The organism is Lelliottia sp. 489, from assembly GCF_050435885.1.
GTDB classification, from domain to species: domain Bacteria; phylum Pseudomonadota; class Gammaproteobacteria; order Enterobacterales; family Enterobacteriaceae; genus Enterobacter; species Enterobacter nimipressuralis.
Genome location: NZ_JBNDLC010000002.1, coordinates 491,882 through 504,392, shown reverse-complemented (window position 1 = coordinate 504,392; position 12,511 = coordinate 491,882). Strand labels below are relative to the sequence as shown.

Below are 12,511 nucleotides of genomic sequence, written 5' to 3'. Positions count from 1 at the left end.
ATAGCGAAAAGCACAGAAAAAATTGTTGCTATCTGGCCTTTAAAATAGAATGTCAGGAGAAAATTATTCTCTGTGAGGCGGGGTATGTTAGATAAAATTGACCGTAAGCTGCTCTCTCTGCTGCAAAAGGACTGCACCCTCTCTTTGCAGGCGCTCGCTGATGCCGTTAATCTGACCACCACACCCTGCTGGAAACGCCTAAAAAGACTGGAAGACGACGGCGTTTTGCTGGGCCGCGTGGCGCTGCTCGATCCCGAAAAACTGGGGCTTGGATTGACCGCGTTTGTTCTGATAAAAACGCCGCACCACAGCAGCGACTGGTACTGCCGGTTTGTCACCGAAGTCTCCGAGATGCCCGAAGTGCTCGGTTTCTGGCGCATGGCAGGGGAATACGACTATCTGATGCGCGTGCAGGTGGCGGACATGAAACGGTATGACGACTTCTACAAACGGCTGGTCAACAGCGTGCCGGGCTTGTCGGATGTCACCTCAAGCTTCGCCATGGAACAGATTAAATACACCACCGCTTTACCCATTGAATAACTTCCTGGCCTTGCCGGAACAATACCTTCAGGAATTTACCGCGTGCGATTATTTGCTCAGTTAAGCTGGTACTTCCGCCGGGAGTGGCGACGCTATCTCGGCGCAGTGGCCCTGCTTATTATTATTGCCATTCTCCAGCTCATTCCGCCGAAAGTGGTGGGATATGTGGTGGACGGCGTCACAGAACAACATTACACCACCGCACGGGTGATGATGTGGATCGGCACGCTGGTCCTGACTGCGGTGATTGTCTACCTGCTGCGCTACGTCTGGCGCGTGCTGCTCTTCGGCGCGTCGTATCAGCTCGCCGTGGAGCTGCGCGAAGATTTTTATCGTCAGCTCAGCCGCCAGCATCCTGAATTCTACCTGCGCCACCGTACGGGCGATCTGATTGCACGCGCCACCAACGACGTGGATCGCGTGGTGTTTGCCGCCGGGGAAGGGGTGTTAACCCTGGTTGATTCGCTGGTGATGGGTTGCGCGGTGCTGATCGTAATGTCGACGCAAATCAGCTGGCAGCTCACCCTGCTGGCGCTGCTGCCAATGCCCCTCATGGCGCTGGCCATCAACCGCTTCGGCGAACAGTTGCACGAGCGCTTCAAGCTGGCCCAGGCGGCGTTCTCCTCTCTGAACGACAGAACGCAGGAGAGCATGACCAGCATCCGCATGATCAAAGCCTTTGGCCTTGAAGATCGCCAGTCGGCGCAGTTTGCCGCCGATGCCGCAGACACCGGCGCGAAAAACCTGCGCGTGGCGCGAATTGATGCGCGCTTTGACCCGACAATTTATATCGCCATTGGCACCGCCAATCTGCTGGCAATCGGCGGCGGGAGCTGGATGGTGGTTAACGGCTCCATGACCCTTGGTCAGCTGACCAGCTTCGCCATGTATCTCGGGCTGATGATCTGGCCGATGCTGGCGCTGGCGTGGATGTTTAATATCGTCGAACGCGGCAGCGCGGCGTACAGCCGTATTCGCGCGATGCTGGCGGAAGCACCGGTGGTGAACGACGGCAGCGAATCCGTGCCGGAAGGGCGCGGTGTGCTGGAGGTGGCGATTACGGCGTTTTCGTATCCGCAAACCGAACGCCCGACGCTGGAAAACGTCAGCTTTACGCTGCGCCCAGGACAGATGCTGGGGATCTGCGGCCCAACCGGTGCCGGGAAAAGCACCGTGCTGTCGCTGATTCAGCGTCACTTTGATGTCACCCAGGGGGACATTCGTTTTCACGATATTCCCTTGACGCGCCTGCAGCTGGACGCCTGGCGCAGCCGCCTGGCGGTCGTCAGTCAAACGCCGTTTTTGTTCTCGGATACGGTTGCCAACAACATTGCGCTGGGCCATCCCACGGCGACGCAGGAAGAGATTGAGCACGTAGCGCGCCTGGCCAGCGTTCACGACGATATTCTGCGCCTGCCGCAGGGTTATGCCACCGAAGTGGGCGAGCGCGGCGTGATGCTGTCGGGCGGGCAGAAACAGCGTATTTCCATTGCGCGTGCGCTGCTGCTGAACGCTGAAATTCTGATCCTCGACGATGCGCTCTCTGCGGTCGACGGGCGCACGGAACACCAGATCCTGCATAACCTGCGTCAGTGGGGCGAAGGGCGGACGGTGATTATCAGCGCCCACCGGCTCTCGGCCCTGACGGAAGCGAACGAAATTCTGGTGATGCAGCACGGGCATATTGCCCAGCGCGGGCACCATGATCAGCTTGCGGAACAGCCCGGGTGGTATCGCGATATGCACCGCTATCAACAGCTGGAGGCGGCCCTGGACGATGCGCCAGATCTGAACGAGGAGGCCACCCATGCGTAAGTTTACCCAGCTGTGGCCGACCCTGAAACGCCTGCTGGCCTACGGTTCGCCGTGGCGCAAACCGCTCTCTATCGCGGTGGTGATGCTGTGGGTGGCGGCGATTGCCGAAGTCAGTGGCCCGCTGCTGATCAGCTATTTCATCGACAACATGGTCGCCAAAAGCTATCTGCCGCTGGGCCTGGTTGCCGGGCTGGGCGCGGCTTACGTCGGGCTTCAGCTGCTGGCGGCGTCGTTGCACTATGCTCAGTCGCTGCTGTTTAACCAGGCGGCGGTCGGCGTAGTGCAACAGCTGCGCACCGACGTGATGGATGCGGCCCTGCGCCAGCCCTTGAGCGAGTTTGATACCCAGCCCGTCGGCCAGGTGATCTCCCGCGTCACCAACGATACGGAAGTGATCCGCGACCTGTACGTGACCGTGGTCGCCACGGTGCTGCGTAGCGCCGCGCTCGTCGGCGCCATGCTGGTGGCAATGTTCAGCCTCGACTGGCGTATGGCGCTGGTGGCAATCACCATCTTCCCGGCAGTGCTGATCGTCATGGTGATTTACCAGCGCTACAGCACGCCGATTGTGCGCCGGGTTCGCGCTTATCTGGCAGATATCAATGACGGTTTTAACGAAGTCATCAACGGCATGAGCGTGATTCAGCAGTTCCGCCAGCAGGCACGTTTTGGCGAACGCATGGGTGAGGCGAGCCGCTCGCACTATATGGCGCGCATGCAAACCCTGCGTCTGGACGGTTTCCTCTTGCGTCCGCTGCTGAGCCTGTTTTCGGCGCTGGTGCTGTGCGGTCTGCTGATGCTGTTTGGTTTCGGCGCGGGCGGCACGATTGAAGTGGGTGTGCTGTACGCGTTTATCAGCTACCTCGGGCGTCTGAACGAGCCGCTGATCGAACTGACGACACAGCAATCCATTCTGCAGCAGGCGGTGGTCGCCGGTGAACGCGTCTTCGAGCTGATGGATCGTCCACGACAAACCTACGGCGACGACGAGCGCGAACTGAAAAGCGGCACGATCGAGATCGATCATGCCTCCTTTGCCTATCGCGAAGATCGTCTGGTGCTGCAGGACATTCATCTCGATATCCCGTCACGCAGCTTTGTCGCGCTGGTGGGTCACACGGGCAGCGGTAAGAGTACCCTCGCCAGCCTGCTGATGGGGTATTACCCGCTCACGAGCGGTGAAATCCGTCTTGATGGCCGTCCGCTCTCCACCCTGAGCCACGACGTGCTGCGCAAGGGGATTGCGATGGTGCAGCAGGACCCGGTGGTGATGGCTGACTCCTTCTTTGCCAACGTCACTCTGGGCCGTCCGTTTAGCGAGGAACAGGTCTGGGCGGTGCTGGAAAAAGTCCAGCTGGCAGAGCTGGCACGCACCATGAGCGATGGGATCTACACCAAACTGGGCGAGCAGGGCAATAACCTCTCCGTGGGGCAGAAGCAGCTGCTGGCGCTGGCGCGAGTCTTGATTGAAACGCCGCAGGTGCTCATTCTCGACGAAGCGACAGCCAGCATTGATTCTGGCACCGAGCAGGCCATTCAGCAGGCGCTGGCGGAAGTGCGGGAGAAGACCACGCTGGTGGTGATTGCGCACCGTCTGTCGACGATTGTTGATGCCGACACCATTCTGGTGCTGCATCGCGGGCAAGCCGTCGAGCGCGGCACGCATCGCGAGCTGCTGGAAGCGAAAGGACGTTACTGGCAAATGTACCAGCTGCAGCTGGCCGGAGAAGAGCTGGCCGCCAGCACGCGCGAAGAGGAGTCTCTGAGCGCCTGATGCACCAAAATTAAGCACTGCGCTAACAGGGATTTCTGTTGGTGCAAAAATGAAACGCACCCTGCACTGTCATGGTGCGTTTTTTTTATCCATTTCTTCAGAAGTGCCATTTCCTGCCTTTCCCGCCTGATTTCTTCGCCTTTTCAAACTCTGGCACACCCCTTGCAATACCTCTGTTGTAAAACGCGGCCATTATCGAATTCTGACTGGAGAGGAACTATGAAGCTGGTTACGGTTGTCATCAAACCATTCAAACTCGAAGACGTTCGTGAAGCACTGTCTTCAATGGGGATTCAGGGACTGACGGTTACCGAAGTGAAAGGCTTTGGTCGTCAGAAGGGCCATGCGGAGCTTTATCGCGGAGCCGAATACAGCGTCAACTTCCTGCCTAAAGTGAAGATTGATGTGGCTATCGCTGACGATCAACTCGATGAGGTGATTGATGTGGTGAGCAAAGCGGCTTACACCGGAAAAATTGGCGACGGCAAAATTTTCGTTGCCGAATTGCAGCGCGTCATTCGCATCCGTACGGGCGAAGCTGACGAAGCTGCACTGTAAGTAACTCCTGGCACACAGTGATAGGGATCGAGAAAATGAAGAAAGCAACAATCAAAACAGCTCTGGGGTCTCTGGCACTGCTGCCGGGCCTGGCGATGGCGGCTCCTGCGGTAGCCGACAAGGCGGATAACGCCTTTATGATGATCTGCACCGCGCTGGTGCTGTTCATGACAATTCCGGGCATCGCGCTGTTTTACGGCGGTCTGATCCGCGGTAAGAACGTGCTGTCCATGCTGACGCAGGTCGCAGTGACCTTCGCGCTGGTCTGCGTCCTGTGGGTGGTCTACGGCTACTCGCTGGCCTTCGGCGAAGGCAACGCCTTCTTCGGCAACTTCAACTGGGCGATGCTGAAAAATATCCAGCTGACTGCCCTGATGGGGAGCTTCTATCAGTACATCCACGTGGCGTTCCAGGGGTCATTCGCCTGTATCACCGTCGGCCTGATCGTCGGCGCGCTGGCAGAACGTATTCGTTTCTCCGCCGTGCTGATCTTCGTGGTGGTGTGGCTGACACTCTCTTATGTGCCGATTGCGCACATGGTCTGGGGCGGCGGTCTGCTGGCGTCTCACGGTGCGCTGGACTTCGCAGGCGGCACGGTGGTGCATATTAACGCTGCGGTTGCAGGTCTGGTCGGGGCATACCTGATTGGCAAGCGTGTGGGCTTTGGCAAAGAGGCGTTTAAACCGCACAACCTGCCGATGGTCTTCACCGGTACGGCAATCCTCTATTTTGGCTGGTTCGGTTTCAACGCCGGTTCAGCAAGTGCTGCAAACGAAATCGCTGCGCTGGCCTTTGTGAACACCGTGGTAGCAACTGCAGGCGCAATCCTCTCCTGGGTGTTTGGTGAGTGGGTGGTACGCGGTAAACCATCACTGCTGGGCGCCTGTTCCGGTGCGATTGCCGGTCTGGTTGGCATCACCCCGGCGTGTGGTTATGTCGGTGTCGGCGGCGCGCTGCTGATTGGTATCGTTGCCGGTCTGGCGGGTCTGTGGGGCGTAACGGCGCTGAAACGCGTTCTGCGTGTCGATGACCCTTGTGATGTGTTCGGTGTGCACGGCGTATGCGGTATCGTTGGCTGCATCATGACCGGTATCTTCGCCGCGACCTCCCTCGGTGGCGTAGGCTACGCAGAAGGCGTGACCATGGGCCATCAGCTGCTGGTTCAGCTGGAAAGTATCGCCATCACTATCGTCTGGTCGGGTGTTGTGGCCTTCATCGGCTACAAACTGGCGGACATGACCGTTGGCCTGCGTGTACCGGAAGAGCAAGAGCGCGAAGGGCTGGATGTGAACAGCCATGGCGAGAATGCGTACAACGCCTGAGCAGATTGAGTTTCTCCTGTAGCAAAAAGCCTCCCGATGGGAGGCTTTATTTTTTCCCTCAGTCACGGACAGTCACGAGAAGAGGGGCGAGGTGAGGGCACAGATTATCCCCGGTTTCGCATTACCCCTTCCTGCACCGTAGAGGCAACCAGGACGCCATCCTGCGTATAAAATTCACCGCGAACAAACCCGCGCGCGCTCGACGCCGAGGTGCTTTCCACGCTGTACAGCAGCCATTCGTTCATATCGAACGGACGATGGAACCACATGGAGTGGTCGATGGTTGCGACCTGCATCCCTTTTTCGAGGAAGCCCACGCCGTGCGGTTGCAGCGCCACCGGCAGGAAGTTGAAATCAGACGCATAGCCCAGCAGATACTGGTGAACGCGAAGATCCTGCGGCATTGCACCGTTGGCGCGGATCCACACCTGACGTTTTGGCTCGGCGATATGGCCCTTCATCGGGTTGTGGAACTCGACCGGACGGATTTCCAGCGGTTTATCGCACAGGAATTTCTCTTTCACCTGCGGCGGCAACAGATGCGCCAGCGCCCGGGCAATGTCCGTTTCCGATTTCAGTTCGTCCGGTGCCGGGGCAGGCGGCATCGTTTTTTGATGCTCATAACCGCTTTCCGGTGCCTGGAATGACGCCGTCATATAAAAAATCGGTTTGCCGTTCTGGATGGCCGCGACGCGGCGGGCGCTAAAACTGTTGCCGTCACGCAGCACTTCGACGTCATAGATTATCGGTTTTGCGCTGTCGCCAGGACGTAAAAAATAGCTGTGAAACGAGTGCACCAGACGGTCTGCAGGCACGGTCTCTTTGGCGGCATACAGCGCCTGTCCCACCACCTGGCCGCCGAAAACCTGGCGTAAGCCAAGGTCTTCGCTCTGCCCGCGAAAGAGTCCTTCTTCAATTTTTTCCAGATTCAGTAATGTCAGCAGATTGTTCAGTGCTTGACTCATAGTCATCCTCAATAAAACGCCGTGGCGAAAGATAGGATGATTATAACGTAAAAAGGAGAGTGGTCCGATGGGTGCAATAATCTGAATAAGCGGCTGAAACCAGGCATATATAAGTGATATGTGCCACACTTAGTCACGTTATGTATTTGCTAACGACTCTTGGCGGGATCGATCCCGCTGGTGCATTGAAGATAAGGAGAACTCAATGAAACTCGTGCACATGCTTAGTGGTTTAGCGGTAGCGGTTGCTCTGTCTGCCTGTGCGGATAAAAGTGCCGACATCCAGACGCCAGCGCCAAACCCAAATGCCGCTGGAGCGACGACACAGCCAACCATGCAGCAACCTAACGTTTCCGGTACGGTGTGGATCCGCCAGAAAGTGGCCCTGCCGCCGGACGCCGTCTTAACGGTGACCCTGTCGGATGCTTCTCTGGCCGATGCGCCGTCTAAAGTGCTGTCGCAGAAAGCGGTACGTACCGAAGGGAAACAGTCACCGTTCAGCTTTGTGCTGCCGTTTAACCCGGCGGAAATCCAGCCGAACGCGCGTATCCTGCTGAGCGCAGCGATTACCGTGAACGACAAACTGGTGTTCATTACCGATACGGTACAGCCGGTGATCAACCAGGGCGGGACCAAAGCTGACCTGACGCTGGTTCCGGTTCAGCAGACTGCCGTGCCGTTACAGCAGGGTGGTGGTGCCGCGACGACGGTTCCGTCAACGTCGCCAACGCAGGTTAACCCATCTTCTGCAGTACCTGCACCGACACAGTATTAAGTCTGACCTTTGCCCTCTCCTTCCCGGGGAGGGCAGTTAATACACCCAGCGATACTTCTGCATATCAATCTTCCCTTTTCCTGACACCTGCACACCTTCAGACAGCAATGCCTGGCGCTGACGCTGCAAATCCGGGCCGGTCAGAGAAATTTCACCCTGTCGATTTACCACCCGATACCAGGGCAGCGTACTGCCTTCCGGCAGACGTTTCAGCACGCCGCCGACCTGGCGCGCCGCGCGCGGGGAACCGGCGAGTCTTGCGATATCACCATAGGTGGTGACATACCCTTCCGGAATCGAGGCCACAATTTGCCAGACCCGTTGGGGGAAAGAGTCATGTTCATCCATGGGGCGCTCCTTTGGTAAGGTCATCGATTCTTCCGGAAAAAGGGCGGGAAGTTCGGGTCTAATGTAGACAGGCATAATCGCGCAGTCCAGCGCAGATTTCATGCGGGGATGGGCATAATCTCGGATAAATTCCACAGTTTGCGCAATAAACCATCATCCGGTCGCGGTTAACTTGCAATTGCGATCCTGTGCAGGGATAATGCGCCAGCGCGTTGGGTAACAACGCTCTCAATGGGGGCTCTGTTGGTTCTCCCGCAACACTACTCTGTTTACCAGGTCAGATCCGGAAGGAAGCAGCCAAGGCAGATGACGTGTGTGCCGGGATGTAGCTGGCAGGGCCCCCACCCATTTCTGCCTCCCTGAAAATTTCTCCCTCTTAAAAAATATTGCCCATGAATATAAAGGGGTTATGTAATATATCCTTCATTGCAATGAAATAATATTGTCATAAACCTGTAATAATAGACTGGCAAATTAATGTCGGGGTGTTTTTAATCCGTCATAAGCAAAAAATATATCAGTGGATTGCCCCGGTAACTTCGTGTATTAAATTAAATAACTTATTCCGAAGGGAAGTGACAAACATGGGCACTGCAGTCTTAAACGTAAAAATTGATGAAGCGCTAAAAGAGAGACTTCGTCATTATGCCGAAGCGAATAACGAGAATTTAAGCGTGACGACAGAAAAACTGCTGCTGCTGGCGTTTGAGGCAGTGGAAGAGGCGGGAGTAACGGAAGAGGATATTGATAATCAGCATACGGAAGAAGAGAGTGTGACTCCTTTTACTCCTAAAGAAATCAAGGCTCTACGCAAACTTCTGAAGAAGAGAAAATGAAACAACAACTGTCTACTGCCAACGACTACAAAGAGGCCTGCGATCTGCTTCGTTCAGGCTATGTAAAACACGTACGTCTTGGCTGGAATGTAGGAAGTGATGAGTTCTTTCGCATTGCGTCTGACTGGTGTGATACGGGCGCGAAAATAAAGAAAGAAGGAGAAAATTTCGTTATTTCTCTGAAAGGTTTTCCGATTCCTCCTCAGCACTGATGACAAACCTGTGAAAACTGCTGACTGCATCTAGTGCAGCCAGCAGTTTTTATTTCCCGCTGGTTATATTACGCCACGTTTTAAATAACTTTCACTTCTGTTCAGCGAGTTCCACAACGGTTTAATTCGCAGTAGCGCATTTTCCAGCTGCGCCGAATCCATTGAGAAAGGCATACGCAGATAGCGGTCAAACGCCCCGGAAAGCCCAAAGCGTGTGCCGGTGCCGAGATGAATTCCCAGCGTCTCCGCCCGCGCGCCGAGCTGCGTGGCGACCATCCCAGGCAGTTCCACCCAATACGACAGCCCGCCCTCTGGCTCGTGAAAACGCCATTCCGGAAAATGCTCACGCATTAACGTGCTGCAGCGATCGCGGCGTTCTGTCAGCATCTGCCGTCTTGCGGGCAGGAAAGTGGCGGCGTGCTCAATCAGCCACAAGGTAGCTAGCTGTTCCAGCAACGGCGATCCAAGATCGAGCGTATCGCGCGTCTGGGCCAGCGTGGCAATGGTGCGCGACGAGGCGCGGATCCAGCCCAGGCGTAATCCCCCCCAGAAACTTTTGCCCGCCGAACCGAGGGTAATGACGTTGGCCTGCGGGTTAAACGCCGCCAGCGGCGGCGGGGGAGGCGCATCAAACCACAGGTCAACCATGGTCTCATCCACCACCAGCGTGGTGCGGGTTTGTGCAGCGATATCGGTGATGGTCTGGCGCGTGGCGATGTCCATGCAGCGCCCGGTGGGATTATGGAAATCCGGCATCAGGTACGCCAGTCGTGGTGCGGTTTGCGCCAGCGTCGCGGCAAAGCCGTCCGTATCCCAGCCCGATTCCGGCAGCGCCACGCCAACAGGACGACAGGACGCGCCCTGGATTGCCGCAATCGCCAGCGGGTAAGTGGGATGATCCACCACCACCCGATCGCCTGGCCCGGTCAACATGCGCAGCACCAGCGCCAGACCGCTGACCGCACCGTTGACCACCATGATTTCGTCTGCCCGCGTCGGCAGCCCGCGCGAAGAATAACGTGCAGCGATGGTTTCGCGCAGCTCCGGTAAGCCCAGCTGGTCATAACCCGTGTGAGAGAGGTGTTGGGTCATGGCGGTGAGCGCGTGGGTATAAGCCTGGTGAATTTCCGGCCCGGCGCTGAGCGCGGCGGTTGAGAGATCCAGCGCAGTGCTGATGGCCGCTCGCGTCGGGACGGCGTGGCTGTCCGGCAGAATAATGCGGGAGCCGCTGCCGTGGCGGCTCTCCAGATACCCGGCGTCGCGCAGGTGTGCGAGCGCGCTGGCAATCGTCGTGCGGCTCACGTTGAGCACCGTAGCCAGTTCGCGTTCACCGGGCAGGCGCGTATCGAGGGCCAGTCGGCCATCGAGAATCAACAGGCGCAGGGCGTCCGCCAGTTGTCGCCATAAAGACGTGCGGGAGGAGGGCTGTTGCCAGTGGCCTAAGAGGCGCACCAGAGACTGGCTACCGAAGCGACGAGATGACATAAGCAGTCCACTATTTGAAAACTGGACATTAATCATAGAGCCATTTTCAGCCAGGATGAAAGCATAACTTTCTGGAGAACCATCATGCTGCGTCGCTTACTGCAACTTTACGTCGGACTGGGATTTTACGGGCTTTCTACGGCGATGTTTGTCCGCGCCGATCTCGGTGCCGATCCGTGGAACGTGTTCCATCTGGGCGTCGCCCGTCTGCTGGCGATGGACATCGGCACGGTGATGATTTTGACCGGTGCGCTGGTGCTGCTGTTCTGGATCCCACTGCGCCAGCGCCCTGGCCTTGGCACAATCAGTAACGTCATTGTGATTGGCCTGGCGGCCGATGCGTCCCTGTCGCTGCTCCCGGAGATGAGTTCGCTGGTGGCCCGCAGCGCGCTGCTCATCTCCGCCGTGGTGGTCAATGCGCTGGCGACCGGAATGTACATCGGCGCAGGGTTTGGCTCCGGCCCGCGCGACGGCCTGATGACCGGTATTAACGCCCGCACGGGCTGGTCGGTGCGCAGCGTGCGTACGGCGATAGAAGTGTCGGTGTTGCTGATTGGTTGCGTGCTCGGTGGAACCTTTGGCGTGGGCACGGTCCTGTACGCGCTGGCTATCGGCCCGCTGATCCAGATCTGCCTGCCGTGGTTTCGTCAGAAGCCGCAGGTGACGCTGGTGCCAGAGCCGGAACGAATTGTTTAAACTGCGAAGCGTTCACATGCTTTACCCGCCGCGCTGTGCCAGAATAACGGCATCTCCCGCTGCGATACGAAAAGCATGAAAGCCATCACTCTCTATGACGTTGCCCGCCTGGCGGGCGTTTCCTATCAGACGGTCTCCCGTGTAATAAACGACGCGGAGCACGTCTCCGCAAGGACCCGTGAAAAGGTGCAGCAGGCGATGGCTGAACTGCACTACGTCCCCAATCGCGGTGCGCAGCAACTGGCCGGAAAACGCACCCGCACGCTGGGGCTGATTACCACCGACCTGGCGCTGCATGCGCCCTCGCAAATCGCCTCTGCGGTAAAATCCCGCGCGGGTGAGTGCGGCGCAAGCGTGCTGATTTCGATGGTGGAACATCCTGAGCGGTGCCAGGCGGCACTCCAGGAGTTACTGGCCCAGCGCGTGGAGGGCTTGCTGGTCAACGTTCCCCTCGACGATCCCCTCGCCGAACAGATTCGCCAGCTTGCCGCACCGGTGCCAGTGTTATTCTTCGACGTCTCCCCTGAAGCGAAAGTTCATCGCCTGGCCTTTGATGCGGAGCAGGGCGCTAAGCTTGGCGCAGAGCACCTGCTGGCGCTTGGACACCGACGCATTGCCTTGCTCAGCGGGCCAGAGAGTTCCGTCTCCTCGCGCGCGCGTCTCGCGGGCTGGCAGGCGCGGCTGGCGCAGGACAATCTGGTTCCGTGTGCGATGGCCCATGGCGACTGGAGCGCGGCGTCAGGGTATGAAAAAGGTCATCAGCTATTGGCGGGTAGCGCTCTTCCTGATGCCATTCTGGTGGCGAACGATCAGATGGCCCTCGGCGTGATGCGCGCCTGTGCTGAAAAAGGGATAGCCGTACCGGGACAGATGTCGGTGGTGGGATTTGATGATACCGCTGACAGCGCCTGGTTCTCCCCGCCGCTGACCACCATTCGCCAGGCGTTTCGCGTGGCCGGAGAGCGCAGCGTCGAGTGGCTTCTTTCTGGTTCGACGGATGAACTCTGGCAAACGCAGCTTCCTGTCACGCTGGTGGAGCGCCACTCCAGCGCCCGTCACGCGCCCGATCAGGCCGATCGCGAAGCGCTGGCACAGCAGCTGAAATCCCTGGCGCTATTGGCTGAGCAGCTGGCGCGGCACTGATCCTTTTGTGATCTGGCTCGCTTTGCCGTGGTCAGATCC

The 12,511-nt window shown here is 57.8% G+C and carries 13 protein-coding genes and 1 other RNA gene; 11 read left to right on the top strand and 3 right to left on the bottom strand.

All coding sequences use genetic code 11. The features are described from left to right. Positions 1 to 84: 84 nt before the first annotated feature. From ABIE11_RS10400 to amtB, 5 genes are all read left to right on the top strand, one after another. On the top strand, positions 85 to 543 hold the full coding sequence (locus tag ABIE11_RS10400) for an Lrp/AsnC family transcriptional regulator (protein WP_429184451.1): 459 nt from the start codon (positions 85 to 87) through the stop codon (positions 541 to 543). Between the two features lie 42 nt (positions 544 to 585). Beyond that, a complete protein-coding gene (locus ABIE11_RS10395) occupies positions 586 to 2,358 on the top strand; it encodes a SmdA family multidrug ABC transporter permease/ATP-binding protein (RefSeq protein ID WP_420171814.1) in 1,773 nt (590 codons plus the stop codon). After that, the gene (locus ABIE11_RS10390; RefSeq protein ID WP_102104283.1) at positions 2,351 to 4,132 is read left to right on the top strand and encodes a SmdB family multidrug efflux ABC transporter permease/ATP-binding protein; all 1,782 of its coding nucleotides are present in this window, start codon (positions 2,351 to 2,353) and stop codon (positions 4,130 to 4,132) included. The genes ABIE11_RS10395 and ABIE11_RS10390 overlap by 8 nt, the downstream gene beginning before the upstream one ends. 219 nt (positions 4,133 to 4,351) lie before the next feature. Continuing rightward, positions 4,352 to 4,690 (top strand): P-II family nitrogen regulator, encoded by a 339-nt coding sequence (glnK, locus tag ABIE11_RS10385; protein WP_012016323.1) that lies wholly within the window; start codon positions 4,352 to 4,354, stop codon positions 4,688 to 4,690. A 35-nt stretch (positions 4,691 to 4,725) separates the two neighbouring features. Further along, complete coding sequence (gene amtB / locus ABIE11_RS10380) at positions 4,726 to 6,012, top strand: ammonium transporter AmtB (RefSeq protein ID WP_100777392.1); 1,287 nt, start codon at positions 4,726 to 4,728, stop codon at positions 6,010 to 6,012. 104 nt (positions 6,013 to 6,116) lie between these two features. Here amtB and tesB read toward each other — a convergent pair whose 3' ends face one another. Beyond that, complete coding sequence (gene tesB / locus ABIE11_RS10375) at positions 6,117 to 6,977, bottom strand: acyl-CoA thioesterase II (protein WP_371974606.1); 861 nt, start codon at positions 6,975 to 6,977, stop codon at positions 6,117 to 6,119. A gap of 205 nt (positions 6,978 to 7,182) precedes the next feature. Here tesB and ABIE11_RS10370 point away from each other — a divergent pair, with 205 nt between their 5' ends. Next, positions 7,183 to 7,752, top strand: a complete 570-nt coding sequence (locus ABIE11_RS10370) for a YbaY family lipoprotein (protein WP_100777390.1) — start codon at positions 7,183 to 7,185, stop codon at positions 7,750 to 7,752. 36 nt (positions 7,753 to 7,788) lie between these two features. Here the strand turns inward: ABIE11_RS10370 and ABIE11_RS10365 are convergent, their stop codons facing one another. Next, positions 7,789 to 8,124: an MGMT family protein gene (locus ABIE11_RS10365; RefSeq protein WP_429184450.1), complete on the bottom strand. Its 336-nt coding sequence runs from the start codon at positions 8,122 to 8,124 to the stop codon at positions 7,789 to 7,791. 217 nt (positions 8,125 to 8,341) lie between these two features. Between ABIE11_RS10365 and ffs the strand changes: the two genes are divergently transcribed. The 3 genes from ffs (at position 8,342) to ABIE11_RS10350 (ending at position 9,148) form a co-directional block, all read left to right on the top strand. Further along, an RNA gene (ffs, locus tag ABIE11_RS10360) (signal recognition particle sRNA small type) lies at positions 8,342 to 8,438 on the top strand. Positions 8,439 to 8,684: 246 nt separating this feature from the next. After that, positions 8,685 to 8,936 (top strand): hypothetical protein, encoded by a 252-nt coding sequence (locus ABIE11_RS10355; protein WP_100777388.1) that lies wholly within the window; start codon positions 8,685 to 8,687, stop codon positions 8,934 to 8,936. Next, positions 8,933 to 9,148 (top strand): hypothetical protein, encoded by a 216-nt coding sequence (locus ABIE11_RS10350; RefSeq protein ID WP_014069144.1) that lies wholly within the window; start codon positions 8,933 to 8,935, stop codon positions 9,146 to 9,148. The genes ABIE11_RS10355 and ABIE11_RS10350 overlap by 4 nt, the downstream gene beginning before the upstream one ends. A 63-nt stretch (positions 9,149 to 9,211) precedes the next feature. Here the strand turns inward: ABIE11_RS10350 and ABIE11_RS10345 are convergent, their stop codons facing one another. Then, complete coding sequence (locus ABIE11_RS10345) at positions 9,212 to 10,633, bottom strand: PLP-dependent aminotransferase family protein (RefSeq protein WP_429184449.1); 1,422 nt, start codon at positions 10,631 to 10,633, stop codon at positions 9,212 to 9,214. Between the two features lie 84 nt (positions 10,634 to 10,717). On the opposite strand from ABIE11_RS10345, the gene ABIE11_RS10340 reads away from it, so the two are divergent. Together ABIE11_RS10340 and ABIE11_RS10335 are read left to right on the top strand one after the other, a co-directional pair. Continuing rightward, positions 10,718 to 11,329 carry a YczE/YyaS/YitT family protein gene (locus ABIE11_RS10340; RefSeq protein ID WP_100777386.1) on the top strand — a complete coding sequence of 204 codons (612 nt, stop codon included), beginning with the start codon at positions 10,718 to 10,720 and terminating at the stop codon, positions 11,327 to 11,329. A gap of 75 nt (positions 11,330 to 11,404) precedes the next feature. Continuing rightward, positions 11,405 to 12,472: a LacI family DNA-binding transcriptional regulator gene (locus ABIE11_RS10335; protein WP_429184448.1), complete on the top strand. Its 1,068-nt coding sequence runs from the start codon at positions 11,405 to 11,407 to the stop codon at positions 12,470 to 12,472. Positions 12,473 to 12,511: the final 39 nt, after the last annotated feature.